The sequence below is a fragment of the Cellulosimicrobium composti genome (assembly GCF_009711085.1).
GTDB classification, from domain to species: Bacteria; Actinomycetota; Actinomycetes; order Actinomycetales; family Cellulomonadaceae; genus Cellulosimicrobium; species Cellulosimicrobium composti.
In genome coordinates this window covers 91920-117836 of record NZ_WMKA01000004.1, presented here as the reverse complement: position 1 = coordinate 117836, position 25917 = coordinate 91920, and the positions used below count along the sequence as shown (strand labels likewise).

Here is a 25917-nt window from a genome sequence, read left to right as displayed (position 1 = left end):
CCGACCCTCCGCCCGCGAACCTACGGGCACGCCTCGGGCCTGAGCAAGCGCTCTCTCGGTGTGTCGTGGGATCGCTCCCACATTCATGAGCAGGGCGGCCGAGAGGCTCAGCGTGGGGCGACGCCGTCGAACAGGTTGTCGACGAGCGCGTCGAGGAACGCGGGGGTCACCGGCTCGTCCGGGACGAGGAGCCGGTGGTACACCGCGCCCCAGAGCTGGTCGACGAGCACGCGGACGTCGACGTCGTCGCGGATCTCCCCGCGCTCGCGCGCGCGAGTCAGGCGCTCGTACGCGAGCTCGCGGCGCCCGGAGGAGTACAGGCGCCGGTACGCCGCGGCGAGGTCGGCGTCGGTCTGCGACGCCCCGATGATCTCGAGGAGCGCGCGGCCGCCGGGCGTCGCCATGACGCCGGCGAACGAGTGGAGCTGGTGGCGCAGGTCCGCACGCACGTCCTGCGTGTCGTCGAACGCGAGCGTGTTCTGCACGGCGTGGAAGTAGCCGTCGAGCGCGAGGGCGCCGCGCGACGGCCACCACTTGTGCAGGGTCGTGCGGCTGGCGCCGGCCAGCCGCGCGACGCGCTCGAACGTGAGGTCGGCGATCCCCTCGGCGAGCACGATCCGGCCGACGACCGCGAGCACGTCGGCGCGTACCTCGTCGGCGGGTCGCCTGCCGCGCCCCCGCGGGCGCGGACGTGCGGTTCTGTCGTCCTGTGCCGTGCTCACTCGTCCTCGCTCCCGTGCCGTCGACGTGCGGAGTCTAGGTCCCGGGCGCCCGCGCCGGCGGTCGCCGGGCGCGGGCTCAGGCGAGCCCGCCGTTGGCGAACAGCACCTGCCCGTTGACCCAGCGCGCCGGCCCGGCGAGGAACGCGACCGTCTCGGCCACGTCGTCGGGCTCGCCGAGGCGCTCGAGCGGCACGAGGCCGGCGAGCCGCGCGACGGTCTCCTCGTCCTTGCCCTCGAAGAACAGCGGCGTCGCGACGGGACCCGGGGCGACGGTGTTGACCGTGACGTCGCGGCCCCGCAGCTCGCGCGCGAGGATCAGCGTCAGCCCCTCCACCGCGGCCTTGGTCGAGACGTACGCGCCGTAGGTGGGGTGCTGGGCGCGGGTCTGGCTCGTCGAGACGTTGACGAGCGCTCCCCCGCGGCGCAGCCGCCGCGCGGCCTGCTGGGACACCACGAACGTGCCGCGCAGGTTGGTGCGGTGCATGCGGTCGAACGCGTCGAGGTCGAACGTCTCGACCGGCCCGAGGACCATGATGCCCGCGGTGTTGACCACGACGTCGATCCCGCCGAACGCGGCCTCGACGGCGTCGAACGCGGCAGCCATCGCGTGCTCGTCCGCGACGTCACCGGTGACGGTGATCGCCCGGCCCCCGCTCGCGACGACCTCCTGGGCGACCTGCTCGGCGCGGTCCGCGTTCCCCGCGTAGTGCACGGCGACGGCGAACCCGTCGGCCGCGAGACGGCGCACGACAGCGCGGCCGATGCCGCCCGACCCCCCGGTGACGAGGGCGACGCGCGTGTCCTGGGTGGCCATGGTTCCTCCTGGGCTGGAAGTGGACGTGCTGTTCATATAAGCATGTAATGAACGGCGTGTCCATATCTATTCCCGAGGTCGCTCCCGACATGAACCGCCCGGCGTGCGCGACGGACCCGTACGGGCGCGGGTCAGGCCGCGGCGGGTGTCGGCACGTCGAGGATGCGCTCGGCCGCGCGTCGCGCGCGCCGGGCCACCTCGAGGTCCTGGGTGATGGCCGCCGTCGTCTGGGCGCCCTCGGCGAGCAGCACGACCTGGAGCGCGACGTCGTCGGGCAGCCCAGCCTCGGCCGCGAGGTCGCACGCGTAGCGCTGGAACGACTCCTTGTGCTCGCGCACGGCGTCCGCGACGCCGGGCGACGTGGCACCGAGCTCGCCGAACGAGTTGATGAAGGCGCACCCGCGGAAGCCGTCCTCGCGGAACCACGCGTCGAGGAAGTCGAACACGGCGAGCAGGCGCTCGCGGGGCGTCACCGCGTCGGCCGCGGCGGACGCGATGCCCTCGTCCCACCGCCGGGTCCGGTGCCGCAGCACCGCGACGACGAGGTCGTCCTTGGAGGGGAACAGCGCGTAGATGCGCTTGAGGGAGACGCCCGCCTCGTTGCGGACGGCATCCATCCCGACGGACTGCACCCCCTGGGCGTAGAACAGCCGGTCGGCCGCAGCCACCACGGCCGCGCGTGCGCTCGCGTCGTCGAGCATGCGTGTCATCTCCTGTCGCTCGGCCCCCCTTGCGCGGAGAACCATCGTTCTCTAGTGTAGCGACCACTGAGAGAACGACCGTTCTCCCAGCCGCCACGAAGGGAGCACGACCATGGGGTACATCACCGTCGGGCAGGAGAACTCCACCGACATCGAGCTCTACTACGAGGACCAGGGCGCCGGGCAGCCGGTCGTCCTCATCCACGGCTACCCGCTCGACGGGCACAGCTGGGAGCTCCAGAAGCGCGAGCTGATCGACGCCGGGTACCGCGTCGTCACGTACGACCGCCGCGGGTTCGGCGCGTCGAGCAAGGTCGGCACCGGGTACGACTACGACACCTTCGCCGCCGACCTCAACACGCTCCTCGAGACCCTCGACCTGCGCGACGTGATCCTCGTCGGGTTCTCCATGGGCACCGGCGAGCTCGCCCGGTACGTCTCGCGCTACGGGCACGAGCGGGTCGCCAAGCTCGCGTTCCTCGCGTCGCTGGAGCCGTTCCTCGTGCAGCGGGACGACAACCCCGAGGGCGTCCCGCAGTCCGTGTTCGACGGCATCGTCGAGGCCGCGCGCGCCGACCGCTACGCCTGGTACACCGAGTTCTACAAGAACTTCTACAACCTCGACGAGAACCTCGGGAAGCGCATCAGCGAGGAGAACGTCCGCGCGAGCTGGATCACCGCCATCGGCTCCGCGCCCGTCGCCGCGTACGCCGTCGTACCCACGTGGATCGAGGACTTCCGTGCCGACGTCGAGGCCGTGCGCGCCTCCGGCAAGCCGACGCTCATCCTCCACGGCACGAAGGACAACATCCTCCCGATCGACGCGACCGGCCGCCGCTTCCGCCAGCTCGTGCCGGACGCCGAGTACGTCGAGATCGAGGACGCGCCGCACGGCCTGCTCGTGACGCACGCCGCCGAGGTCAACGAGGCCCTCCTCGCGTTCGTCCGCCGCTGACCGCGACCCGTCCGCCGGGCCGCGACCGGGCGCCGTCCCCCGGCGCCCGGCCCCGCGCCCGGCTCGCCTCGCGTCAGGCGACCGTCACGCGGTAGTCGTCGGCGTCGTCGTCCCACGCCAGGTCGACGGCGCCGGCGGCCTGCGCGGCCTTGCAGAACTGCAGGAAGCCCCGGTACCCGAGGGCCTTCTCGCTGAAGTCCGGGCGCTTCTTGCGGATCGCGTTCTTCAGCCCGGACAGCACGGTCGACCCGCCCTCCTCGCGCACCACGTCGCGCACGAGCGCGAACGCCTGGTCGGTGTCGCCCTGCGCGGGCAGCGACACCTCCGGGTCCCCGGTCGCGGGCCCGGGCGCGAGCTCGACGAAGCTCCGGTCGGCCAGGAACCGCAGGAACTCGCCGAAGTTGCGGAACCCGTAGTCGGCCTCGCTGAACGTGGGGTCCTTGCGCAGCAGCGTGCGCTTGAGCACCGACGCGGTCACCGGGCCGCTCGTGGACGCCTCCAGGTCGGCGAGCGTCTGCGCGACCCGCACCTCCATGGGCACGTCCTCGCCCGTCGGGGCGTCGTCGTCGGCGTCGGCCGCGGGCGCCGCGGCCGCCTGCTCGACGGGGTCCTCGACCGACGTCGTCTCGCCGTCCACCTGAGCGTTCTCCGTCACGACCGGCTCGCCGCGGCGCGTCGTCCGGCTCACCGCCTCCCCGAGCTCCGCGAGCGCCGCCGCAGCGGGCGTCTCGGCCTCGGGCTCCGCGATCTCGGTCGCCTTGCGGCGCCCGGACGTGCGCCCGCCGCCCCGCTTCGGCTTGGCCGCGCCCGACGTCGTCCCGCCGGACGTGCGCGACCCGCGGACCGAGCGCGGCTCCGGCTCGTCGGGCACGTCCACGCCCTCCAGGCGGTCGTAGAACAGGAACTCGTCGCACGCGGGCGGCAGGAGGCGCGACGTCGACTTCTCGACGCCGACGCCGATGACGCGCTTGTTGAGCTCGCGCAGCTTGTGGACGAGCGGGGAGAAGTCGCTGTCCCCCGTGCACATGACGAACGTCGAGATGTAGTCGCGCTCGAACGCCATCTCGATCGCGTCGACGACCATCTTGATGTCGGCCGCGTTCTTGCGCGACGCGCCCATGCGCTGCGGCATCTCGATGAGCTCGACCTGGTGCCGCGTGAGCGAGCGGCGGTCCTCGTCGAAGTACGACCAGTCCGCGTACGCGCGCCGCACGACGACCCGCCCGCGCACCGCGAGGGCGTCCGCGATCGGGCCGAAGTCGAACGTCATGCCGCCCAGGTGCTCCCGCGCACCGAGCGCGAGGTTCTCGTAGTCGATGAAGACGGCCAGGCGTTCCTCGGTGTCCATGGCCGCCAGCCTAGGTCCAGACGGCGGGGCTGCTCTCGCCGAACGGCCTCACGGCGTCGGGGCGGTGACCTCGAAGAGCTCGCACGTCGTGTCGTAGTACGCCTGCGTCGTGCCTCGGTAGGTCATGCCGATCCGGCGGCACACCGCCTGGGACGCCGCGTTGTCGGCGTGCGTGACGGCGACGACGCGCTCCAGCCCGCGCTCGAACGCGTGCGCGAGGACGGCGGCCGCGGCCTCCGTCGCGTACCCGCGGCCCCACACGTCGGGGTGGAAGTGCCAGCCGATCTCCGTGTCCCCCGAGGGCTGCGGCGGCTCGCCCGTGCCCGACGCCGGGATCGGCTTGAGCAGGATCGACCCCACGGGCACGCCCTCGCCCGGGTGCGCGCCCTGCGCCGCGTCCGTGCGCGGCACGACGGCCCACACGCCGTGCGTCCCGTCGTCGACGGCGTTCCACCGCTTGACCCGCTCCGCCGCCTCGTCGCGGTGCTCCAGCACGCGCGGCGTCACGCCGACGAACCGCATGACGTCCCAGCGCGAGTAGATGTCGAGGGCGGCGTCGGCGTCCTCGGTCCGCCAGGGGCGGAGCGTGAGCCGGGCGGTGGTGAAGGTCTGCACCGCCCCAGGCTACGAGAGCGGGCGACGCCCGACGCCCCGGTCAGACGATCTTGGGGAAGCTCACGAGGAAGCCGACGCCCACGACGAGCAGCACGCACGCGGCGCCCACCATGCCCCACGACGCGCGGGGGGAGCGGAACCTCCCGGCGAACGCACCGAAGAAGAGCACGAGCGCGAACAGGACGGTCACGAGCGTGTAGTCGTCGCCCCGCTGGTTGCTCACGAGCGCCCGGGCGAACAGCGCGTCGGCGCGCGCGTCCGCCTCGGCGGCCTCGACCTGGCCCGGCGGGACGTAGGAGTCGAGCGCGAACGGGCTCGGCGCGGCGTCCGGGTTCTGCAGCGGCCGCGACGCGAGCCACTCCTCGAACGCGGGCTCGAAGTGCGTCGTGAACCGGTCGCGCGCGAAGTCGGCGAGCAGGTCGTTGCCGGTCGCCGTGCCCTGGAGGTACAGCGCGAACACCTGGAGGTCGATCTCGCGTGCGGCGTCCGCGTGCGAGCGCTCGGTCGACGCCTCGATGCGCTGGGCGGAGGCGCGCGAGAACGCGATCGACATCTCGCCGCCCCACTTGCTCGCCTCGAACCCGCTCCACGCCGTGAGGACGGCCGTCACGGACAGCAGCACCACCGTGACGGTCTCCCGCAGCGACCTGCCGTCCCGGCGGTCCGCTTCCTCGTCGGCCACGGCAGGACCGTAGTCCTCGCGGGGCGGGTGCGCGCGGCGAGGGACGCGTCCCGCCGGCCGCCGACGCGCCCGCCGTTCGTCGCACACCGGCCACCGTTCGTCGCACACCTCGACCGCCCACCGACGTGACGTGGGTCACGGTCCGCACCGGTTCCTAGCCTTCCCACGTCGGACCGCAACGACGCGACCCTGGAGAGGCTCGATGACGACAGACACCCGTGCGGCGCGGAACGCCGCCCCCGACGATCCCGCGATCGTCCAGGACCCGTCCCTGCCGCCCACGGCGGTGCCCGAGGAGAAGGCGCGCACGCGCTGGACCCCGCAGAAGATCGCCCTGTGGGCCGCGATCTCGCTGCTCGGCGGCGTCGCGTGGGTCATGCTCGCGGTCGTCCGCGGCGAGACCGTCAACGCGATCTGGTTCGTGTTCGCCGCGGTGTGCACGTACCTCATCGGGTACCGCTTCTACTCCAAGGTCATCGAGCGCTACATCACGCGCCCCGACGACCGTCGCGCCACGCCCGCCGAGGTACGCGAGGACGGCAAGGACTACGTCCCGACCGACCGGCACGTGCTGTTCGGCCACCACTTCGCCGCCATCGCCGGCGCCGGCCCCCTCGTGGGCCCCGTGCTCGCCGCGCAGATGGGCTACCTGCCCGGGACGATCTGGATCATCGTCGGCGTCGTGCTCGCGGGCGCGGTGCAGGACTACCTCGTGCTGTTCTTCTCCATGCGCCGCGGCGGCCGGACCATCGGTCAGATGGCACGCCAGGAGCTCGGCCGCGTCGGCGGCACCGCCGCGATCGTCGCGTCGCTGCTCATCATGATCATCATCGTCGCGATCCTCGCGCTCGTGGTCGTCAACGCGCTCGGCGAGAGCCCGTGGGGCGTGTTCTCCGTGTCGATGACCATCCCCATCGCGCTGTTCATGGGCGTCTACCTGCGCTACATCCGCCCGGGCAAGATCACCGAGGTCTCGGTCATCGGCTTCGTCCTGCTGCTCGCCGCGATCGTCGGCGGCGGCTGGATCGCGGACACCGCGTGGGGCGCCGAGCTCTTCCACCTCGACCGCACGACCATCGCGGTCGGCGTCATCGTCTACGGCTTCGTCGCGGCCGTCCTGCCCGTGTGGCTCCTGCTCGCGCCGCGCGACTACCTGTCGACGTTCATGAAGGTCGGCGTCATCGTCGTCCTCGCGGTCGCGGTGATCGTGGTGCGGCCCGAGATCACGGTCCCCGCGATCAGCGAGTTCGCGAGCGGCGAGACGGGCCCGGTCGTGTCCGGGGCGCTGTTCCCGTTCCTCTTCGTCACCATCGCGTGCGGCGCGCTGTCCGGGTTCCACGCGCTCATCGCGTCGGGCACCACGCCCAAGCTCGTCGAGAAGGAGCGCCAGACGCGCTTCATCGGGTACGGCGGCATGCTCATGGAGTCGTTCGTCGCGATCATGGCGCTCGTCGCGGCGATCTCCATCGACCGCGGCATCTACTTCGCGATGAACTCGTCCGCGGCCGCCACGGGCGGCACGGTCGAGGGCGCGGTCGCGTTCGTCAACGGCCTCGGCCTCATGGGCGTCAACCTCACCCCCGACATGCTGTCCTCCACCGCCGCGGCGGTCGGCGAGCCGTCGATCGTCTCCCGCACGGGCGGCGCACCGACGCTCGCGCTCGGTCTCGCGCACATCATGCAGCAGGTCGTGGGCGGCACCGCGATGATGGGCTTCTGGTACCACTTCGCGATCATGTTCGAGGCGCTGTTCATCCTCACGGCCGTCGACGCCGGCACGCGCGTCGCGCGGTTCATGCTCCAGGACACCATCGGCAACGTGGCGCCGAGGTTCCGCGACGTGACGTGGCGGCCGGGCGTGTGGCTGTGCACCGCGATCATGGTCGCCGGGTGGGGCAGCATCCTCTACCTCGGCGTCACCGACCCGCTCGGCGGCATCAACACGTTCTTCCCGCTGTTCGGCATCGCGAACCAGCTCCTCGCGGCCATCGCGCTCGCCGTCGTGCTGGCGATCGTCGCCAAGCGTGGGCGCAGCTACCAGCGCTGGCTGTGGATCGTCGCGGCGCCGCTCGCGTTCACCGCGGTCATCACGATCTGGGCGTCGATCGAGAAGATCTTCTCCCCCGTCCCCGCGGTCGGGTACTGGGCCAACCACAACGCGTTCAAGGACGCGCTCGCGGCCGGCGAGACGTCGTTCGGCACGGCCGGCTCGGTCGAGGCCATGGAGGCCGTGGTCCGCAACACGTTCGTCCAGGGCACGCTGTCGATCGTGTTCGTCGTGCTGGCGATCGTCGTCATCGTCGCCTCGGTCCTCGTGACGGCGAAGGCGCTGCGCGCCGGCGGCGGCGAGAACCACGAGGACGCGCCGGTCCCGTCGCGCCGGTTCGCGCCGTCCGACGTGGTCGCGACGGCGGCCGAGAAGGAGATCCAGAAGGAGTGGGCGGCGCTGTCGCCCGAGAAGCGTCCTGCCGCGACGGGGCACCGGTGACGGTGCGGCAGGACACCCCGCAGGCTCCCGCCGCGACGGTCCGCGCGACCGTCGTGGCGGGGCCCGCGGGACCCGCGACGTCGACGGGGCCCGCGGGCGGCGCGTCGTCCGCGGGGCTCGCGGCCCGCGCGTCGGGCATGGCACGGCGGGTGCGCGACGGCGCCGCCGCGGTCCGCTGGTACGTGCGCCAGATCATGGGCGACGACGCGTACGCGACGTACGCCGCGCACCAGCGCGCGGTGCACCCCGGCTGCGACGTGATCACCGAGCGCGAGTTCTGGCGCCGCCGCCACGCCGAGCAGGACGCCAACCCCGGCTCACGCTGCTGCTGAGCCGAGCACGACCTTCCTCGCCGCCGAACACGGGGTCGGTGCCGTTATCCGCTCGATGACGGCACCAACCCCGTGTTCGGCGGGGCCGGGTGGTGGGCCCCGACCTACGATGGAGGGTGCGCGGGCGCTCGACGGCGAGCGGCCCGGGACGCGCGACAGCCTCCGAGGGAGCCGGTCCATGAGCGAGCCCACGAGCGAGTCCACCAGCGCACCGACGAACGAGCCCGGCTTCGTCTCCGCCGCCGCGTTCCACCGAGCCCCGGGCGTCGCCGACTGGCGCGTCACCGGGACGGGACCGCAGGCCGTCTGGTCCGCGCGCTCCCTCGCCCACGCGGCCGGGCTCGTGGCGCCCGTCGTCGAGGCGGCCGAGCGGTCGGGCGTCCTGCCCGACGTCGACGTGCGCCCCGAGGGCGTCGTCGTGCGCGTCCCGAACCGGGGCACCGACGGCATCCCCGCAGGCGCCACGGAGTTCGCCGCGGCCGTCTCCCGTGCGGCGGCGGACCTGGGCCTGACGCCCGACCCGTCCCGCGCGCAGTCGATCGGCATCTACGTCGCGCAGCACTCCGGGGCCGACGTCCGCCCGTTCTTCGAGGCGGCGCTGGGCTACGAGCCGCTCGGCGAGACGGACGCGGCCGACCCGCTGCGCTGCGGGCCGCAGCTCGCCTTCAACCCCATCACCGGCGACGTCCCCTCGCGGGGGCGCACGCACCTCGACGTCTTCGTCCCGGCCGACCAGGCGGAGGCGCGCGTGGCGGCGGCCCTCGCGGCCGGAGGCCGGATGGCGGACGACTCCTCCGCCCCCGCCTGGTGGTCGCTCGCGTCGCCCGAGAACCACGGCGTGGACATCGCGTCCTGGACGGACACCGAGGGCTGACCCGCTCGGCCCGCCGCGGCGCTCCGACGTGGGACGATGCCGCGCGTGACCGAGCTGACGCTGCACGACGACGCGAAGCGCCGCGTCCTGCGCACCAACCTGTCGTCCGTCGCGATCCTCACGCCGGTCCTGGGCCTGGCAGCCGTCATGACCGCGATCAGCACCCGCAACCTCGTGCTCAGCCTCTTCTACCTGGCGCTCGTGCTGGCGATGGTGCCGGTGACGTACGTGCTCGCGCGCCGCCTCGCCGACCGCTCGCGCGTCACGTTCGGGGACGGCACGGTCACGGTGCAGGGGTGGGGACGCCCGCGACGCTTCACGGTCGCGGACGTCGAGCGCGTCGTCACCGTGGACAGCATGGCGTTCGGCACGGCCGGCCCGACGCACCACCTCATCGTCGTGGGCCCGACGAAGCGCCTGCTCCTGCTCGTCGGCCAGATGTGGGACCGCGGGCAGCTCTCGGCGCTGGCTCTCGACCTCGCGCACCGCGGCGTGCCGCTCACGCCGGTCCGCCACCCCGTCACGCCCGCCCAGCTCCGTGCGACGGACCCGCGCCTCGTGCCCTGGTACCAGGCGCACCCCGTCGTGCTCGGCCTCCTCGTCGCCCTCGGGGTGCTCGTGGTCGTCACGGTGGTGCTGGTCGTCGTGCTCGTCCTCGTCGTCGCCTGACCCTCCGGCGGCGGGCGGGCGGGGCCTCGTTACGATCGCAGCATGTCCGGGCCCGTGTTCGCCGGCGCCGTCGCCGGTCTCGTCGTGGGCGTGCTGCTCACCCTCGGGCTCGTGCTCGCGTGGCGGCTCGCGCGCGGGTCGCGCGAGCTCGGGAGCGACTCGGACCGGGCGACGTTCCGCACCCTGCACCTCGCGTCGCGCGCGGCGACGCACCTGCGCGACGGCCTCGACGGCGACGACGTGGGGCGCGCGGCGCGCTCGCTACGCCAGCTCCTCGGGGCCGACGCGCTCGCGGTCGTCGCGGCGGACGGCGCCGTCGCGCTCGACGGCAGCCAGGCGCTGGAGCCGGACGCGCGGCACGTCGCGGAGCGCGTGCTGGCGACGGGCCGTCACCACGTGGAGACCGGCGACGGCGAGGACGCCGTGGGCGAGCCCGTCGTCGCGGGCGGGCGCGTCGCGGGCGTCGTCGTCGCGTTCGCGGGCACCGTGCGACCGCCACTCGTGCGGGCGACGGGCGAGGTCGCGCAGTGGTGCGCGGCGCAGCTCGAGCTCGGCGAGCTCGAGGCGTCCCGCACGGCGCTCGCGCAGGCCGAGCTCCGTGCGCTGCGCGCCCAGATCAGCCCGCACTTCGTCTACAACGCGCTGGGCGCGATCGCGTCGTTCATCAGCACCGACCCGGAGCGGGCGCGCGACCTCGTGCTCGACTTCGCCGACTTCACGCGGTACTCGTTCCGCGGCCGGGGCGACTTCACGACGCTCGCGGACGAGCTCCGCTCCATCCACTCCTACGTCGAGCTCGAGCGGGCCCGGTTCGGCGACCGGCTCACCGTGACGCTGCAGATCGCCCCCGAGTCGCTGACGACGGTCATCCCGTTCCTGTCGGTGCAGCCGCTGGTCGAGAACGCCGTCCGGCACGGCCTGGAGCCGCAGGAGCGCGGGGGCACGATCGTCATCACGGCGCGCGACGAGGGCACCCAGACGGAGATCACGGTCGAGGACGACGGCGTCGGCATGGACCCCGCGGCCGTGCACGAGCTGCTCACGTCGCGCGGCACCGCGCACGTGGGCCTGCGGAACGTGGACACGCGGGTGCGCCAGCTCTACGGCGACGACCACGCGCTCGACATCGAGACCGCGCCCGGCTCGGGCACGCTCGTGCGCCTGCGCGTGCCCCGGTCCCAGCCGCTGCACGAGACGGAGGTGAGCGTGCCGTGACGGTCCCCGACCGGTCCCGCCCCGCGGAGGGCGGTCCCGCCGCCGCGCTCGACGTGCTCGTCGCGGACGACGAGCGTCCCGTGCTCGACGAGCTCGTCGCCCTGCTGCGGCGCGACCCGCGCGTGCGGAGCGTGCACGGCGTCTCGTCCGGGTCGGAAGCCCTGCGCGAGCTCTCGACGCGCGCCGTCGACGCGGCGTTCCTCGACATCCACATGCCGGGCCTGACGGGCCTCGACCTCGCCCGCGCGCTCTCACGCTTCGCGGACCGGCCCGCCGTCGTGTTCGTCACCGCGGACGAGGCGCGCGCCCTGGAGGCGTTCGACGTCGAGGCCGTCGACTACGTGCTCAAGCCGGTGCGCCGCGAGCGCCTCACGCGCGCGGTCGACCGCGTCGTCGAGCGCGTGTCCGACCGCACCGCCTCCGGGCGCTCGCCCGACGGCGCAGGGCCGGCGCCCGCGAGCGCCGCACCCCCGGCGCGGGGCGGGCGGTCGGCGCCGCCGGAGGACGAGACGGTCGTCGTGACGGTGGGCACGACGACGCGGGTCGTGCGGCGCAGCGCCGTGCGGTGGGTGCAGGCGCAGGGCGACTACTCGCGGCTCGTCACGGACACCGAGCAGTTCCTCGTGCGCGAGCCGTTGTCCGACCTCGAGGAGCGGTGGGCGCCCGCGGGGTTCCTGCGCGTGCACCGGTCCTACCTCGTGGACCGCAGCGCCGTGACGGCCGCGCGGTTCGGCGGCACGCAGCCCGCGCTCGTGGTCGCGGGGCACGAGGTGCCGGTGAGCCGCCGCATGGTCCCCGCCGTGCGCGAGGCGCTGCTCGGGCCGCACCGGGGACCGTCGTGACCGGGCCCGGCCCCTCCCCCGACGACCGACCTCCCCGGCCCCCGGACCGCGCGTCGGACCATCCCGCGGACGGCCGCGCGCACGCCCCCGCGCCGACCCCGCGCCCGGCGCCGCGCGTGCGCGTCCGCTCGACGGACCCCCCGCCGGGCGGCACGGACCCCGCCCGGGCCGCGGCGCCGTCGGGCACGCCCCCCGACCGCCCGGACGACGCCGACGACGGCGCGAGCCACTACACGCGCGGGCTCGTGCGGGCGCAGCTGCGGCTCGGCCTCGCGTGCGTGGTGTCGTTCCTCGCGGTCGTCGCGCTGCTCACCCTCACCATGTCCGCGGTCCCCGCGCTCGACCAGGTCGTCGTGCTGGGCGTCCCGCTCCCCTGGCTCGTGCACGCCTACGGGTTCTACCCCGTGATCGTCGCGTTCGGCGTCGTGTTCGCCGTCGCCGCGGCGCGCAACGAGCGCCGGTACGCCGCGCTCGCCGACGGCGCCGCCGGCCCCGACGACGGCGGTGCGCCGTGAGCACCGCCCTGCCCCTCGTGGGCGTCGCGCTGCTCCTGCTCGCGACCGGCCTCATCGGGTTCTACGGCCTGCGGGTCTCGCGCACCACGAGCGACTTCTTCGTCGCGTCGCGGACCGTGCGCCCCGTGTGGAACGCGGCCGCGATCAGCGGCGAGTACCTGTCCGCCGGCACGTTCCTCGGGCTGTCCGGCCTCGTGCTGCTCTCGGGCGCCGAGGCGTTCTGGTTCCCCGTCGGGTATGCGGCCGGGTACCTGCTCGTGCTGCTGTTCGTCGCCGGGCCCCTGCGCCGCAGCGGCGCCTACACGATCCCCGACTTCGTCCACGCCCGGCTCGACTCCGTCGTCGCGCGCCGCGTCACGAGCGTCCTCGTGCTCGTCATCGGGTGGCTCTACGTGGTCCCGCAGCTCCACGGCGCCGCGCTCGTCATCACCGCCGTCGCACCCGTGCCGCCATGGGTCGGGTCGGTCGGGATCGCGGTCGTCGTGAGCGCCGTCGTCGCGGCGGGCGGCATGCGCTCCATCACGTTCGTCCAGGCGTTCCAGTTCTGGGTCAAGCTCACCGCGCTCACGCTGCCGCTCGTGCTCGTGCTCATGGCGCTCGGCGGCGCGTTCGAGCCCGGCGGCGCCGCCGTCACGTTCGACCCGGCCACCGTGTTCCCCCACGACGCCGGGCCGGGCGGCCTCGACGCGTACGCGACCGCGTCGCTCCTCCTCGCGCTGCTGCTCGGCACCACCGGGCTGCCGCACGTCCTCGTGCGCTTCTACACCTCGCCCGACGGCGGGTCCGCGCGCCGCACGACCGTCGTCGTGCTCGTCATGATCAGCGTCTTCTACATGGTGTCGAGCACGCTCGGCCTCGTGGCCCGGGTCGTCGCGCCCGACCTCGCGCGGCCCGGCGTCGCGGACACCGTGGTGCTCGAGCTGCCCACGCGCCTCGTCCCCGGGGTCGGCGGCCAGCTGCTCGCCGCGCTCGTCGTCGCCGGGGCGTTCGCCGCGTTCCTCGGCACGTCGTCCGGTCTGGTCGTGGCTCTCGCGGGCGTCGTGAGCCAGGACCTGTTCGGCGGCACCGTGCGCTCGTTCCGCTGGTCGGCCGTCGCGTGCACGCTCATCCCGCTCGCGTTCGCGCTCGTCACCATCCCCCAGGGCCTCGTGACGAGCGTCGGGACGGTGTTCGTCTTCGCGGCGTCCGCGCTGTCGCCCGTGATCCTGCTCGGCGTGTGGTGGCGCGGCCTCACCGCGCGCGGTGCCGTCGCGGGCATGGTCGTGGGGTCCGTCCTGTGCGCGACGGCGCTGCTCGCGTCGTCCGCGATCGTCGCCTCGGGGTACGGCGCGGGCCCGGCCGGGGAGACGGCCGGCGGCCTCCCCGGGGTCGTGCGCGCCTTGCTCGCCCAGCCTGCGGCGTGGACGATCCCGCTCGCGACGGCGACCGTCGTCGTCGTGTCCCTGCGCGACCGCCACGGCCCGCCGCTGCGCACCGACCGCTTCCTGCGGCGCCTGCACGTGCCGGAGCGCCGCCGGTCGTGACCTCCGGCAGACCGGCAGGGTGAGGACGCGAGCACCCGGAACGCCCGGGGCAGCAGGGTCTGGGATCTGTCGTGTGGCGTGCCTGAAATTTGTAGCGTGGAGAGCCTGAAATTCGTAGCGTAGAAGTCCTGAGATCTGTAGCGTAGGAGGCCGAGGAGCCTCCGAGTCGGTTTCCTACCGGGGCGGGAGCACGCGAGCACCAGGGAGCCGATCAGTGATGGACTACCGCAGGCGCGTCATCGACGACGTGCTCGACGAGCTTGTCGCAGAGCTGCCGGCGATCGAGCTCCACGGGCCGAAGGGCGTGGGAAAGACAGCCACCGCGCAACAACGCGCCCGTACCGTGATGCGCCTGGACGATCCTCGCGAACGTGAGCTGTTCGCCAGCGACCCGGCACGAATCCGCGCCGCAGACCACCCGCTGCTCGTGGACGAGTGGCAGCGGGTCCCGGAGTCGTGGGACGTGGTCCGACGAGCGGTCGACGACGGCATCGGGACCTACCTGCTGACCGGCAGCTCCGTCCCCCTCGAAGCACCCGTCCACTCGGGCGCAGGCCGGTTCGTCACGTTTCGCATGCGTCCCATGAGCCTCCTGGAGCGAGGGTTCGCAGAACCCACCGTCAGCCTCGGCGACCTGCTGAACGGGTCTCGGCCCGAGATCACCGGGTCGTCGAGACACGGCACACGTGACTACGTCGACGAGATCGTGCGTTCTGGGTTCCCGGACATCCACGGCCTCGCACCGCGCGCCCGGCGGCACCGGCTCGAGGGATACGTCGACCTGATCGTCACGAGGGCGTTCCCCGAGCAAGGACTCGTCGTGCGTCGCCCCGGCGTCCTGCGCGCGTGGCTCACCGCCTATGCAGCCGCGACGTCGACGACTGCTACCTACCAACGAATCCTTGACGCCGCCACACCCGGCCTCTCCGAGAAGCCCGCTCGGAGCACCGTGACCGCGTACCGCGACGTGCTCGAACAGCTCTGGATGCTCGATCCCGTCGAAGCGTGGCTCCCGGGCCGGAACCACCTCGCCCGGCTCGCACGCGCACCCAAGCACCAACTCGCGGACCCCGGTCTCGCCGCCCACCTGCTCGGTGCAGACCAGTCCGCGCTTCTCGGGGGCGGCGAAGGCCCTGTCCCCAACCTCCGCGACGGGACCTTGCTCGGATCGCTGTTCGAACACCTCGTCACTCTGGACGTCCAGGTCTATGCCGAACGGTCCGAGGCGCGGGTACGTCACCTCCGGACGGCCGACGGCGCGCACGAGATCGACATCATCGTCGAGCGTCCGGACGGCCGGGTCCTGGCGATCGAGGTCAAGCTGGCGACCACGGTCACGGACCATGACGTCCGGCACCTCACATGGCTGCGCGACAGGATCGGCGACGACCTGCTCGACACGGTCGTCGTCACCCCCGGCCCACACGCCTACCGCCGCAGGGACGGGGTCGCCGTGGTGCCGGCCGCGTTGCTCGGCCCCTGAACGCCGCGCGCCGCCAGGATCGGCGCTCTCAGATCCAGCGCGCGCCGATCTCGTCGTGGAGCTGCTGCGTCTTCTGCACGCGCAGGACGCCGTCCTCGACCGCGACCTCCAGGCCGACCTCCCGCGCGATCGCGACGATCGCGTCGCGCTGCTCCGGGTGGTCGTCGGCGTCGCCGCCGTCCCAGAGCTCGAGCCACCGGTCGGTCGGGTCGTCGCTGCCGGAGTCGGCCCACACCCGGCAGATCCGGTCGAGCTCGTCCTGGGTCATCGGGCGGGTCGGGGTCGCGTACACGGCGGGCTCCTGTGCTCGCTCGGCGTCGGTGAGAGGTCGTGGCTCACCCTAGACCTGGGCCGGCGCGTCCGGCGCGTCGGTTCCCGCCGACCCGGCTGCCCGCCGCGCGGCGGACCCCGCCCGCTCGAGCGCGTCGTCGACGAACGCGGCGAGGAGCGCGGCGACCTCGCTGCCGTGCGTCTCGAGCAGGAAGTGGCCGGCGTCGTAGACGTGCACCGCGAGAGTCTCCATGACCTCGTGGTAGGCGAGGACCTCGCGGAGGTCGAAGAACGTGTCGAACCGCCCCCAGAGGACCAGGCACGGGGGCTGGTGGCGCCGGTGGTACGCGGCGATCGCGGGGAAGCGTGCCACGTGCGAGCGGTAGTCCGTGAAGAGCCGGAACTGCAGCTCGGTCATGCCCGGGCGCGACAGCCGCTCCCAGTCGAGGTGCCACGACTCGGGCGGGTGAAGCTCCTGGACGCTCGGAGGCGATCCGGCGAGGTACTGGTCCCGGGTCCCTTCGAAGGTCAGCCAGTCCGGGAGCGCCGCCCGGTTCTCCGGGGTCGGGTCGGCCCAGAAGCGCCGGGCCGTGTCCCACGCGTCGTTGAGGCCTGCGTCGTGGGCGTTGCCGTTCTGCACGACCAGCCCCAGGACACGACCCGGGTCGCGCATCGCCAGCGAGTAGCCGACGGGGGTGCCGAAGTCGGTGACGTAGAGGACGTAGCGCTCGATCCCCAGGCTCGCGACGAGCGCCTCGGTCACGTCCGTCAGACGCTCGAACGAGTACTCCTCGGGCGGGAGCGCGTCGGAGAAGCCGAATCCCGGCAGGTCGGGGGCGACGACGTACGCGTGGTCGGCGAGCACCGGCATCACGTCCCGGAACGAGTGGGACGAGGCGGGGAAGCCGTGCAGGAGCAGCACCGCGGTGGACGAGCGCACCCCGGCCTCGCGGAAGTGGACCCGCACCCCGTCGACCTCCCGGGAGAGGTGCCGCGGCTTGGACGAGTGCTTCATCGGGCTCCTCCTGAGCGCTCCGACCGACAGGTCGTGGCCGTCCGTACCGCCCATCATAGGAACGGCGCCCCAGCGGGCGTCTCAGCACGCGAGCACCCTCGACCGCATGGCGGAAGCGCCGTAGGATCGTGCCAACCATCCAGAGCGGTCGAGAGTCCTGGCTCGACGACACCGCAGCAACCCGCCGACGGAAGCCTCCCGAGGACAAAGGTGCTAACGCCAGGGTCGATGGAGTGACGCATGGTCTCAGAGGCATCCTTCGTGCACCGTCCGGGCCGCCCGTGCCCGGCGACGGTCGCGCACGCACGCACCCCCGGGGCGACGTCGTGAGCGTCGCGGACGCCGTCGGGCAGGCGCACGGCGGGGCGGCACGGCCGACCGTGTCGTTCGAGCTCATGCCGCCGCGCCGCCCGGACGCGGCGCCCAAGTTCTGGGAGACGGCGCGCCGACTCGTCGCGACGCACCCCGACTTCGTGTCCGTCACGTACGGCGCGGGCGGGACGGACCGCGCGACCGCGCGCCAGGTCGTCGGGCGCCTCCTCCAGGGCACGCCCGTGCTGCCGATCGCGCACCTCACGTGCGTGGGCGCGTCTCGCGAGGACGTCGAGGAGGTCATCTCCGACTTCCTCGACGAGGGCGTGCGCAGCTTCCTCGCGCTGCGCGGCGACCCCCCGCGCGACCAGCCGGACTGGCAGCCCGCGCCCGACGGCGTGCGGTCGTCGACCGAGCTCGTCGCGCTCCTGCGCGAGGTCGAGGCGTCGCGCTGCGCGTCCGACCCGGCCGTCGCGCTGCGCGGTGCGGCCCGCCCGCTGACGATCGCCGTCGCGACGTTCCCCGACGGCAACCCGGCCGCCCGCACGACGCGCACGCAGGAGGTGCGCCGCCTGTGGCAGAAGCAGCAGGCGGGCGCGAGCTTCGCGATCACGCAGCTCTTCTACGACGCGTCGTCGTACACCGACTTCGTCGCCGAGGCCCGCGCGGCCGGCGTGACGATCCCCATCCTCGCCGGGCTGCTGCCCACGACGGAGCCCGCGCGGCTCCGCCGCGTCGAGGAGCTCACGGGCGTGCGCGCGCCCCAGCGCCTGCTGGACGCGCTCGACGCCCTGCCCGACCCGGAGGCGCAGCACGCCTACGGGATCGCGTACTCGGTCGACCTCGCGCAGCGCGTCCTCGACGCCGGTGCGCCCGGTCTGCACGTGTACACCTTCAACAAGCACCGCGCCGCTCTTGACCTGCTCGAGGGTGTCCACCTCGGCGGCGGGTCGCGCGGGACCGGCGGCAGCACCAGCGCTGCCGCGGCCCCGCTCGTCCCGGACCTGGCCAGCGGGCCGTGGGTCACCGGCACCTCCCTGCCCACGACGGGCGCCGCCACGCACGGCACGCCCGTCTGACCGGTCCGCGAGGACCAGCAAGAGGTTTCGATCATGGCCACTTCCCTACCCTCCCCTACCCAGATTCAGGTCGGCTTCCCCGCCGGCACCGTGCTCGGCTACCCCCGCATCGGGCGCCGCCGCGAGCTCAAGAGGGCCGTCGAGGCGTTCTGGGCCGGCACGACGTCGGCCGACGAGCTCGAGGCCACGGCCCGCGAGCTGCGGCTCGCGACCGTGCGCCGGCTCGTCGACCTCGGCCTCGGCGCCGACGACGCGTCCGTCCCCGGCTCGTTCTCCTACTACGACCAGGTGCTCGACGTCGCCGCGGCCCTCGGGGCGGTCCCGTCGCGGTTCGCCCACCTCGCCGACGCCGACGGCCGCCTCGACCTCGCGGGCTACTTCACCGTGGCACGCGGCCAGGGGGACGACGCCCCGCTCGAGATGACCAAGTGGTTCGACACGAACTACCACTACCTCGTGCCCGAGATCGGCCCGGACACCCCGATCCGGTTCGTCGACGACCGCGTCGTGCGCGAGTTCGTCGAGGCGAAGGAGGCGGGCGTCGTGACGCGGCCCGTCGTCGTCGGGCCGGTGACGTTCCTCGCGCTGTCCAAGGCCGCCGACGACGCACCCGCCGGCTACTCGCCGCTCGACCGCCTCGACGACGTCGTCGCCGCCTACGCCGACCTGCTGCGCGCGCTCGCCGCCGCGGGGGCGCCGTGGGTCCAGCTCGACGAGCCGATCCTCGTCACCGACTCGGTCGACGTGCCGTTCACCGACCTCGCCGCCGCGGTGGAGTCCGCGTACCGCGCGCTCGCGACCGACCTCCGCCCCGTGCCGGACCCGGGGTCCTCACCGGACCCGTCCGCGAGCCCCGCCGCGACCCCGGGTTCGGCGCAGGACGCGCGGCCCGCGATCCTCGTCGCGACGCCGTTCGGCGGGCTGGAGACGTCGCCGGACGCCGACGGCGCGACCGTCGACTTCCTGGCGACCCTCGCGGGCACGGACGTCGAGGCGATCGCGATCGACGCCGTCCGTGCGGGCCTTCCGGACTCGCCGTACGACGACCTCGTGTCGAAGACGCTCGTCGTCGGCGTGATCGACGGGCACAACGTGTGGCGTGCCGACCTCGCCGCGAGGCTCGAGGTGCTCGATGCCGCGCGCGGCCTCGGGGCGGGCGCCGTCGCCGTCGGCACGTCGACCTCGCTGCTGCACGTGCCGCACGACGTCGAGGACGAGACCTTCGCCGAGCCCGGCACGGCGTCGGGCACGACGCTCGACCCGCGCCTGCGCGACTGGCTCGCGTTCGCGGACCAGAAGGTCGGCGAGGTCGCGACGCTCGCCCGCGCGCTGACCGAGGGTCGTGAGGCCGTCGCGGACCAGATCGAGGCGTCCCGCGCGGCCGTGGCGTCGCGCGCGGAGGCGAGCGGCGTCGTCGTGCCCGCGGTGCGCGAGCGTGCGGCCGCGCTGACGGACGCGGACTTCGCGCGCGGCGACCACGCCGAGCGCGCGGCCGCGCAGGCCGAGCGCCTGAACCTGCCGCCGCTGCCGACGACGACGATCGGCTCGTTCCCGCAGACGCCCGAGATCCGCCGCGCCCGCGCGCTGTGGACGAAGGGCGAGCTCTCCGACGCGGACTACACGACCGCGATGCGCGAGGAGATCGCGCGCGTCGTCGCGCTCCAGGAGGACCTGGGACTCGACGTGCTCGTGCACGGCGAGCCCGAGCGCAACGACATGGTGCAGTACTTCGCGGAGCACCTCGACGGGTTCGCGGTCACGGCGAACGGCTGGGTGCAGTCGTACGGGTCGCGCTGCGTGCGGCCGCCGATCCTGTGGGGCGACGTCACGCGGCCCGCGCCGATCACGGTCGAGTGGTCCGCGTACACGGCGTCCCTCACCGAGAAGCCGGTCAAGGGCATGCTCACCGGCCCGGTGACGATCCTCGCGTGGTCGTTCGTGCGCGACGACCAGCCGCTCGCCGACACCGCGAACCAGGTGGGCCTGGCGCTGCGCGACGAGATCGCGGACCTGGAGGCCGCGGGCATCGAGGTCGTGCAGGTCGACGAGCCCGCGCTGCGCGAGCTCCTGCCGCTGCGCCGCGCGGACCAGCCCGCGTACCTCGACTGGTCGGTGCGCGCGTTCCGGCTCGCGACGTCGGGCGTGGCCGCGGCGACGCAGGTCCACACGCACCTGTGCTACTCGGAGTTCGGCGAGGTCATCGGCGCGATCGACGGCCTCGACGCGGACGTGACGTCCGTCGAGGCCGCGCGCTCGCGCATGGAGATCGTGCCCGAGCTGCGCGACGCCGGGTACGCGCGCGGCATCGGGCCGGGCGTCTACGACATCCACAGCCCGCGCGTGCCCTCGACCGAGGAGGTCACCGAGCTGCTGGGGCTCGCGGTGACGTCGATCGACCCCGCGCTCGTGTGGGTCAACCCCGACTGCGGGCTCAAGACCCGCCGCTACGAGGAGACCGTGCCGTCGCTGGAGCACCTCGTCGCCGCGGCGAAGGCGGTGCGGGCCACGCTCGGCTGAGCGTCCCGGAACGCGGCCGAGGCCGGGCTCCCCGCGGGGAGCCCGGCCTCGGCCGTGGTGCGTCAGCGCTCGGTCGTGCCCGTGCCCGCCATCGGGAGGGCGAATGCGAGCGTCGCGGCGAGGAGGCCGCCGACGAAGAGCCACACGCCGCCGTCGACCCCGGACATGCCGGACCCCATCAGGACCAGACCCCCGACGAACAGGGCGAACGCGACGACGAACCGCGCGAGCGCTCCCGCGTGACCGGGGATGTCGCGGCCCTCCGTCCCGGTGGGGAGGGGGCTCTCGGCCGCCTGCTCGCTGGTCGTGGTCATGTCGTTCTCCTTCTGAGGTCGGTACGAGGCCCGGGGTCGACGCGCGCGGCGATCACTCCAGGTAGTTCTCCACCGTACCGGGGTCTCGGACGGTCGCCGCATCCGGGTCGCTCCCGAACTCGCGCGCCGCGTCGCGCTGCCGCAGCAGGTCCCAGCACTGGTCGAGCTCGACCTCGATCGCGCGGAGCCGCTCGTGCTCCTTCCCCCCGCTGATCTCGCCCTTCGCGAGCTGCTCGCGCAGCTCGCGCTCCTGGGCCACGAGGTCGCTGATCGTCCTGCGGATGCCGTCGTCCGTCGCCATGCGTCCACGGTATGCCCGACGGCGCACGTCCGCCCGGGCGGTCGGGCGCGGTTCCGTGGACCCGCGCTCGGGGGTCGCCGGCGCGCGGCGGCGACGCCCTAGGCTCGGGCCATGACGACGACGATCGGCCGGACCGTCCTGCTCTGCCGCGACCTCGACGCGAGCGCCGCGTTCTGGGCCGACGGGTTCGGGTTCGGCACGCTGTTCCGGGGCGAGACGGACGGGTTCCCGCTCCTCCACGTCGGTCCCGGACGGGTCGACGAACCGGGCCTGTGGCTCGTCCCGCTCCCTGAGGGCGGCACCCCGCTCGTGCGGCACGGGCTCCCGAACCTCGTGCTCTACGTCGACGACCTCGACGCGACCCTCGACCGGCTCGCCGCCGCCGGGGTGACGCCGTTCGTCGGCCCCGACACCGACCCCGAGTCCGGCGACCGCTACGCGCACGTCAACGACCCCGACGGGCACCGCGTCGTCGTCGTGCAGCTCGGGACGACCGCGCCCGCGTAGCGGGTTACCGGGCGGGGACCCAGGTCGCGTCGTCGGCGAGGATCGTCACCGCGTCGTGGTCGACGACGACGAACCCGCCGCCGATGCGCAGCTCGGCCGTCGGACGGTCGGGCGTCCGCAGCCGCACGCGCCCGGCCGCGAGCGACGCGGCGACCGGCTCGTGGCGCGCGAGGATCCCGAGCGTGCCCTGCACCGACGGCACGGTCACGCTGCGGGCGTCGCCCGCCCAGAAGACGCCGGACGGCACCACCACCTCCACGGACACCAGGCGCTCGCCCCCCGGGGCGGCGACAGTCTCGGACGGCTGCGCGGGCACGACGGGCACGGAAGGTCCTCCGGGTGGCAGGGGCTCGGAGCCTCCGAGTCTGGCCACGTCGACCCTGCGCGCGACCTGGGCGTTCGTCACCCGCGCGGGGCCGAAGGTCATCCGGCGGGGCGCGGCGCGGCGCCAAACACGTTGACGCGGGCCGCCCGGGAGGCGCACCATCGAGAGTGACGGTTGCCGAGGGCAGCCGTCCGTCGTGCCGGACGGCACGACCACGGTTCAGGTTCGCGCCGGACGGCGCGCCGCACGGGACGAGGAGACGCGGATGCACGGCACCGCAGGCTGCGAGGTGGCCATGACGGCCTGCTCGGGCACCCTCCCCTCCCGCACCGTCACCCGCTGAGACCAGCACCCGACGCCGACCAGGCGTCCGCACACCCGGGCGCGTCGCCGCCCTCGTGCGCGGCGACCACCGGAACGCTCACCGTCTCGGCTCCGACGGCTGCGGGCACGCCGTCATCCCCGCCCCTCCGGCGGCGCCCTCGCGCGCCCGGCGGCCTCTCGCCGTCGTGCGCCCGGCCGAGCGCCGCGGCGCCACCGGACCGGGGCGGGACCCGTACCGACACGGAAGCCGTGAACCCATGAACCCCCTGACCGAGAAGCAGATCCGCGCGTCCTTCGTCAACGCCTCCAAGCGCGAGGCCGCGCAGGCGACCCTCCCCGACCTCGACGCGCTCGACTGGGACCGCCTCGACTACCTCGGGTGGCGCGACCGCAAGGCGCCGCTGCTCGCGTACGCCGTGGTCGAGGTCGACGGCGAGCCGCGCGGCGTCCTGCTGCGCTCGACCGACGCCAAGACGGGCGGCATGCGCAAGCGCGCCGTGTGCGCGTGGTGCGAGGACGTCGTCGTGACCGACGACGTCAGCCTCTACGTCGCGCGACGCGCGGGCGCCGCCGGCCGCCGCGGCAACACCGTCGGCACGCTCATCTGCACCGAGTTCCTCTGCTCGCAGAACGTGCGCCGCGCCCCCACGCGCACCGAGATGGGCGACGACGAGTCCATGCGCGAGCTGTTCGTCGAGCTCCGCGTCGACGGCCTCCGCGAGCGCTCCGCGCGCTTCGTCACCGAGGTCCTGCGCGACGTCTGACGCACCACGGCTCTACCTCGGCCCACCAGGGCTCTACCTCGGCGGAGCGGAGGGCGACCCGGACGCCGAGGGCGACGGCGGAGCGGGGGCGGGGCGGGTCGTGGCGGGTCTGGCGGGAGCCGCGAGGGACGAGCGGCGGAGGGTAGACCCGCCCCGCCCCCGCGCAGCCGTCGCCCGGTCGGGCCCCCCGCTAGGCGCAGACGCCGCCCGGCCCGACACACCGCCCCGCCACGACGGCCACCAGTTCCAGCGCCCGAGGAGCGTCATCGTCGCGGGGAGCAGGAGCCCGCGCACCACGGTGACGTCGAGCAGCACGGCGACGGCCATCCCGACGCCGACCTCCTTCATCGCGACGAGCTCGCCCGCCGCGAAGCCGAGGAACACGATGCCGATGGCGACGGCGGCCGTCGTGACGACGGGGCCGGACGCGGTGATGCCGCGGAGCACGGCCCGGTCGTTCGCGGCGCGAGGATCCTCGCCGGGCGTGCGCGCGCGCCACTCCTCGGCCGTGCGCGCGAGGAGGAACACCTCGTAGTCGGTGGACAGGCCGAACACGAGCATGCCGATGAGCAGGGGTGTCGTGACGTCGAGGGCGCCCCACGGCTCGAACCCGAGGAGCGAGGCACCGACGCCGTGCTGGAACACGGAGACGAGCACGCCGAGCGTCGCGGCGAGCGTGAGCAGGTTGAGCACGAGCGCCTTGAGCGGCACGACGAGGGAGCCGGTGAGCAGGAACAGCAGGAGGAAGGTCGCGAGGACGACGACGCCGGCGGCGACCGGGAGGCGCTGCGCGAGGTGCGCCTGCGTGTCGACGACCTCGGCGGCGGGTCCGGCGACGCGGACGTCGAGGTCGGTGTCGACGGCGCGCACCGCGCGGACGAGGTCCTGCGCCTTCTGGGCGGTCGCGTCTCCGCCGGGGCCGACGTCGGGCGTGAGGTCGACGACGGTGACCTCGGGCGGGTAGCCGGTGTCCTGGAGGGCGTCGTCGACGCCGAGCAGGGTGGACACCTGGTCGAGGTAGGTGGCGACGTCGTCGTCGAGCGGTGCGTCGACGAGCACGGTCACGGGCGCGACGCCGAGGTCGGCGAAGCGGGTCGTGGAGGCGTCGGCGGCGAGGCGCGCCTCGGCGTCGGCGGGCAGCGAGTGGACCTCGGAGCTGCCGAGCGTGAGCGACCCGAGCGGGGCGGCGAGCGCGAGGAGGAGCGCGGTGGCGCCGAGCGTGACGAGCACGGCGTGGCGCTGGGCGGTGCGGGCGAGGCGGCCGAGGGTCCCGGCGCCGCCACGGCCGGTCCACGGGTGCGACCAGGTGCGGGCGCCGGGCGCGGGGATGGCGCGGTGCCACGTGGCGACGAGCGCGGGCACGAGTGTGAGCCCGGCGGCGGTCGCGACGAGCACGACGACGGCGCCGCCGACGGCCATGCCGGACAGGAGGGGGTCGCCGAGCAGGAGCAGTCCGGTGAGGGCGATCGCGACGGCGAGGCCGGACGCGAGGACGGCCCGGCCGGCGGTGGCGAGCGTGCGGCCGACGAGCTCGTCGGTCGCGACGTCGGGGGCCGCAACGCGCTCCTCGCGGAAGCGCGCGAGCACGAGGAGGCTGTAGTCGACCGTGAGGCCGAGACCGAGGAGCGTCACGACGTTCACGGCGAACTCGTTGACGGGGACGATCCCGAGCAGTCCGCTGAGCACGAGCAGCGCGACGGCGATCGCCGCGAGGGCGGTGAGGAGGGGCACGAGGCCCGCGCGCAGGCCGCCGAGCACGACGACGAGGAGGACGAGCAGGACCACGACGGCCACGCCCTCCCCGATCGCGGCGTCGGTGATCGCCTGCTCGACGAACGCCTCCTCGGCGAGCAGCGGGCCGCCCACGAGGACCTCGGGCGTGTCGATGGTGCGCAGCGAGTCGGCGACGTCGTGCGCGAGGGCGAGCGCGTCGTCGTCGGACAGCGCCGGGTCCAGCTCGACGACGACGAGCGAGCCCCGACCGTCGTCGGCGATGAGGCCGCCGCCGGTGTAGGCGTCGAAGACGTCGACGACGCCGGGCGTCGAGCGGACGCCGTGGAGGACCTCGCTCGCCTGGGCGACGAGGTCGGTGGAGAAGTAGTCGCGCCCGGAGAGCACGGCGACGACGGTCTCGCCCTCGGGAGCGAGCGCGTCGAGCCGCTCGGCCGCGAGCGCGGACTCGCTCCCGGCGGGTGCGGGCTCGATGTCGCTCGTCCGGTCGAAGACGGCGCCGCCGAGCACGGCGCCCACGACGAGGAGGACCGCCCAGACCGCGAGGACGACGGCGCGACGGCGCGCGGCGAGCCGGCCGGTGCGGTGGAGCAGGCGTCCGAGCGCCATGGCTGTCCTCCTCGTCGAGAACGTCGGTGGGTCGATGGCGCGCCGGGCGCCGACGTGAGGTGAGCACCCTA

The 25917-nt window shown here is 74.2% G+C and carries 26 protein-coding genes and 1 riboswitch; of the genes, 14 read left to right on the top strand and 12 right to left on the bottom strand.

Features of this window, described 5'->3' with window-relative positions:
- Window positions 1-107 precede the first annotated feature (107 nt).
- The 3 genes from GJV82_RS03035 to GJV82_RS03025 all read right to left on the bottom strand — a co-directional run bounded on the left by GJV82_RS03035 (window position 108) and on the right by GJV82_RS03025 (window position 2246).
- On the bottom strand, window positions 108-638 hold the full coding sequence (locus GJV82_RS03035; protein ID WP_318657219.1) for a TetR-like C-terminal domain-containing protein: 531 nt from the start codon (window positions 636-638) through the stop codon (window positions 108-110).
- A 160-nt stretch (window positions 639-798) separates the two neighbouring features.
- Complete coding sequence (locus tag GJV82_RS03030) at window positions 799-1536, bottom strand: SDR family oxidoreductase (protein WP_155098187.1); 738 nt, start codon at window positions 1534-1536, stop codon at window positions 799-801.
- A gap of 131 nt (window positions 1537-1667) precedes the next feature.
- Window positions 1668-2246 carry a TetR/AcrR family transcriptional regulator gene (locus GJV82_RS03025; protein WP_318278736.1) on the bottom strand — a complete coding sequence of 193 codons (579 nt, stop codon included), beginning with the start codon at window positions 2244-2246 and terminating at the stop codon, window positions 1668-1670.
- A gap of 103 nt (window positions 2247-2349) precedes the next feature.
- On the opposite strand from GJV82_RS03025, the gene GJV82_RS03020 reads away from it, so the two are divergent.
- Window positions 2350-3192, top strand: coding sequence for an alpha/beta fold hydrolase (locus tag GJV82_RS03020; RefSeq protein WP_115941450.1), 843 nt, complete (start codon window positions 2350-2352; stop codon window positions 3190-3192).
- Window positions 3193-3265: 73 nt separating this feature from the next.
- Here GJV82_RS03020 and GJV82_RS03015 read toward each other — a convergent pair whose 3' ends face one another.
- The 3 genes from GJV82_RS03015 to GJV82_RS03005 are packed head-to-tail and all read right to left on the bottom strand — an operon-like array spanning window position 3266 to window position 5837.
- On the bottom strand, window positions 3266-4540 hold the full coding sequence (locus GJV82_RS03015) for an NYN domain-containing protein (RefSeq protein WP_024840987.1): 1275 nt from the start codon (window positions 4538-4540) through the stop codon (window positions 3266-3268).
- 48 nt (window positions 4541-4588) lie between these two features.
- Complete coding sequence (locus GJV82_RS03010; protein WP_318657218.1) at window positions 4589-5155, bottom strand: GNAT family N-acetyltransferase; 567 nt, start codon at window positions 5153-5155, stop codon at window positions 4589-4591.
- Window positions 5156-5195: 40 nt separating this feature from the next.
- Complete coding sequence (locus GJV82_RS03005) at window positions 5196-5837, bottom strand: hypothetical protein (protein ID WP_024840985.1); 642 nt, start codon at window positions 5835-5837, stop codon at window positions 5196-5198.
- Window positions 5838-6039: 202 nt separating this feature from the next.
- Here GJV82_RS03005 and GJV82_RS03000 point away from each other — a divergent pair, with 202 nt between their 5' ends.
- The 9 genes from GJV82_RS03000 (at window position 6040) to GJV82_RS02960 (ending at window position 15778) form a co-directional block, all read left to right on the top strand.
- Window positions 6040-8325, top strand: coding sequence for a carbon starvation CstA family protein (locus GJV82_RS03000; protein WP_155098186.1), 2286 nt, complete (start codon window positions 6040-6042; stop codon window positions 8323-8325).
- Window positions 8322-8657 (top strand): YbdD/YjiX family protein, encoded by a 336-nt coding sequence (locus GJV82_RS20615; protein WP_318657217.1) that lies wholly within the window; start codon window positions 8322-8324, stop codon window positions 8655-8657. Before GJV82_RS03000 ends, GJV82_RS20615 begins: the two co-directional genes overlap by 4 nt.
- A 178-nt stretch (window positions 8658-8835) precedes the next feature.
- Window positions 8836-9531, top strand: coding sequence for a VOC family protein (locus GJV82_RS02990; RefSeq protein WP_115943426.1), 696 nt, complete (start codon window positions 8836-8838; stop codon window positions 9529-9531).
- Window positions 9532-9576: 45 nt separating this feature from the next.
- Window positions 9577-10200 (top strand): hypothetical protein, encoded by a 624-nt coding sequence (locus GJV82_RS02985; protein WP_155098185.1) that lies wholly within the window; start codon window positions 9577-9579, stop codon window positions 10198-10200.
- Window positions 10201-10242: 42 nt separating this feature from the next.
- Window positions 10243-11415, top strand: coding sequence for a sensor histidine kinase (locus GJV82_RS02980; RefSeq protein ID WP_155098184.1), 1173 nt, complete (start codon window positions 10243-10245; stop codon window positions 11413-11415).
- Window positions 11412-12257: a LytR/AlgR family response regulator transcription factor gene (locus GJV82_RS02975; protein WP_318657216.1), complete on the top strand. Its 846-nt coding sequence runs from the start codon at window positions 11412-11414 to the stop codon at window positions 12255-12257. The genes GJV82_RS02980 and GJV82_RS02975 overlap by 4 nt, the downstream gene beginning before the upstream one ends.
- Window positions 12258-12373: 116 nt before the next feature.
- Entirely contained in the window at window positions 12374-12772 is a 399-nt protein-coding gene (locus GJV82_RS02970; RefSeq protein ID WP_155098183.1) for a heavy metal transporter, read from the top strand.
- Window positions 12769-14295, top strand: a complete 1527-nt coding sequence (locus GJV82_RS02965; RefSeq protein ID WP_318657215.1) for a sodium/solute symporter — start codon at window positions 12769-12771, stop codon at window positions 14293-14295. Before GJV82_RS02970 ends, GJV82_RS02965 begins: the two co-directional genes overlap by 4 nt.
- Window positions 14296-14512: 217 nt before the next feature.
- Window positions 14513-15778 carry an ATP-binding protein gene (locus GJV82_RS02960; RefSeq protein ID WP_155098221.1) on the top strand — a complete coding sequence of 422 codons (1266 nt, stop codon included), beginning with the start codon at window positions 14513-14515 and terminating at the stop codon, window positions 15776-15778.
- A 28-nt stretch (window positions 15779-15806) separates the two neighbouring features.
- Here the strand turns inward: GJV82_RS02960 and GJV82_RS02955 are convergent, their stop codons facing one another.
- Window positions 15807-16070 carry a hypothetical protein gene (locus tag GJV82_RS02955; protein ID WP_024840975.1) on the bottom strand — a complete coding sequence of 88 codons (264 nt, stop codon included), beginning with the start codon at window positions 16068-16070 and terminating at the stop codon, window positions 15807-15809.
- 48 nt (window positions 16071-16118) lie between these two features.
- On the bottom strand, window positions 16119-17063 hold the full coding sequence (locus GJV82_RS02950; protein ID WP_024840974.1) for an alpha/beta fold hydrolase: 945 nt from the start codon (window positions 17061-17063) through the stop codon (window positions 16119-16121).
- A 132-nt stretch (window positions 17064-17195) separates the two neighbouring features.
- Window positions 17196-17298, top strand: a riboswitch (SAM riboswitch).
- A 91-nt stretch (window positions 17299-17389) separates the two neighbouring features.
- Here GJV82_RS02950 and GJV82_RS02945 point away from each other — a divergent pair.
- Together GJV82_RS02945 and metE are read left to right on the top strand one after the other, a co-directional pair.
- Window positions 17390-18454: a methylenetetrahydrofolate reductase gene (locus GJV82_RS02945; protein ID WP_318657214.1), complete on the top strand. Its 1065-nt coding sequence runs from the start codon at window positions 17390-17392 to the stop codon at window positions 18452-18454.
- A 33-nt stretch (window positions 18455-18487) separates the two neighbouring features.
- A complete protein-coding gene (gene metE / locus GJV82_RS02940; RefSeq protein ID WP_155098182.1) occupies window positions 18488-20971 on the top strand; it encodes a 5-methyltetrahydropteroyltriglutamate--homocysteine S-methyltransferase in 2484 nt (827 codons plus the stop codon).
- A gap of 62 nt (window positions 20972-21033) precedes the next feature.
- Here the strand turns inward: metE and GJV82_RS02935 are convergent, their stop codons facing one another.
- On the bottom strand, window positions 21034-21285 hold the full coding sequence (locus tag GJV82_RS02935; protein WP_024840971.1) for a hypothetical protein: 252 nt from the start codon (window positions 21283-21285) through the stop codon (window positions 21034-21036).
- A gap of 52 nt (window positions 21286-21337) precedes the next feature.
- Window positions 21338-21586: a DUF2630 family protein gene (locus tag GJV82_RS02930; protein ID WP_024840970.1), complete on the bottom strand. Its 249-nt coding sequence runs from the start codon at window positions 21584-21586 to the stop codon at window positions 21338-21340.
- 111 nt (window positions 21587-21697) lie between these two features.
- Between GJV82_RS02930 and GJV82_RS02925 the strand changes: the two genes are divergently transcribed.
- Complete coding sequence (locus GJV82_RS02925) at window positions 21698-22093, top strand: VOC family protein (RefSeq protein WP_155098181.1); 396 nt, start codon at window positions 21698-21700, stop codon at window positions 22091-22093.
- 4 nt (window positions 22094-22097) lie between these two features.
- Here the strand turns inward: GJV82_RS02925 and atpC are convergent, their stop codons facing one another.
- The gene (gene atpC, locus GJV82_RS02920; protein ID WP_196217169.1) at window positions 22098-22418 is read right to left on the bottom strand and encodes an ATP synthase F1 subunit epsilon; all 321 of its coding nucleotides are present in this window, start codon (window positions 22416-22418) and stop codon (window positions 22098-22100) included.
- A gap of 581 nt (window positions 22419-22999) precedes the next feature.
- Here atpC and GJV82_RS02915 point away from each other — a divergent pair.
- On the top strand, window positions 23000-23506 hold the full coding sequence (locus tag GJV82_RS02915) for an FBP domain-containing protein (RefSeq protein WP_024840967.1): 507 nt from the start codon (window positions 23000-23002) through the stop codon (window positions 23504-23506).
- 33 nt (window positions 23507-23539) lie between these two features.
- Here GJV82_RS02915 and GJV82_RS02910 read toward each other — a convergent pair whose 3' ends face one another.
- On the bottom strand, window positions 23540-25846 hold the full coding sequence (locus GJV82_RS02910) for an MMPL family transporter (protein WP_155098179.1): 2307 nt from the start codon (window positions 25844-25846) through the stop codon (window positions 23540-23542).
- Window positions 25847-25917: the final 71 nt, after the last annotated feature.

Bases quoted from the DNA above. Each gene is read 5' to 3' on its own strand.
- GJV82_RS02935 (WP_024840971.1), bottom strand. From the start codon at position 21,285: ATGACCACGACCAGCGAGCAGGCGGCCGAGAGCCCCCTCCCCACCGGG.
- GJV82_RS03000 (WP_155098186.1), top strand. From the start codon at position 6,040: ATGACGACAGACACCCGTGCGGCGCGGAACGCCGCCCCCGACGATCCC.
- GJV82_RS02990 (WP_115943426.1), top strand. From the start codon at position 8,836: ATGAGCGAGCCCACGAGCGAGTCCACCAGCGCACCGACGAACGAGCCC.
- GJV82_RS02910 (WP_155098179.1), bottom strand. From the start codon at position 25,846: ATGGCGCTCGGACGCCTGCTCCACCGCACCGGCCGGCTCGCCGCGCGC.
- GJV82_RS02950 (WP_024840974.1), bottom strand. From the start codon at position 17,063: ATGAAGCACTCGTCCAAGCCGCGGCACCTCTCCCGGGAGGTCGACGGG.
- GJV82_RS02980 (WP_155098184.1), top strand. From the start codon at position 10,243: ATGTCCGGGCCCGTGTTCGCCGGCGCCGTCGCCGGTCTCGTCGTGGGC.
- metE (WP_155098182.1), top strand. From the start codon at position 18,488: ATGGCCACTTCCCTACCCTCCCCTACCCAGATTCAGGTCGGCTTCCCC.
- GJV82_RS02960 (WP_155098221.1), top strand. From the start codon at position 14,513: ATGGACTACCGCAGGCGCGTCATCGACGACGTGCTCGACGAGCTTGTC.
- GJV82_RS03025 (WP_318278736.1), bottom strand. From the start codon at position 2,246: ATGACACGCATGCTCGACGACGCGAGCGCACGCGCGGCCGTGGTGGCT.
- GJV82_RS02925 (WP_155098181.1), top strand. From the start codon at position 21,698: ATGACGACGACGATCGGCCGGACCGTCCTGCTCTGCCGCGACCTCGAC.
- GJV82_RS03015 (WP_024840987.1), bottom strand. From the start codon at position 4,540: ATGGACACCGAGGAACGCCTGGCCGTCTTCATCGACTACGAGAACCTC.
- GJV82_RS02915 (WP_024840967.1), top strand. From the start codon at position 23,000: ATGAACCCCCTGACCGAGAAGCAGATCCGCGCGTCCTTCGTCAACGCC.
- GJV82_RS03030 (WP_155098187.1), bottom strand. From the start codon at position 1,536: ATGGCCACCCAGGACACGCGCGTCGCCCTCGTCACCGGGGGGTCGGGC.
- GJV82_RS03020 (WP_115941450.1), top strand. From the start codon at position 2,350: ATGGGGTACATCACCGTCGGGCAGGAGAACTCCACCGACATCGAGCTC.
- GJV82_RS02930 (WP_024840970.1), bottom strand. From the start codon at position 21,586: ATGGCGACGGACGACGGCATCCGCAGGACGATCAGCGACCTCGTGGCC.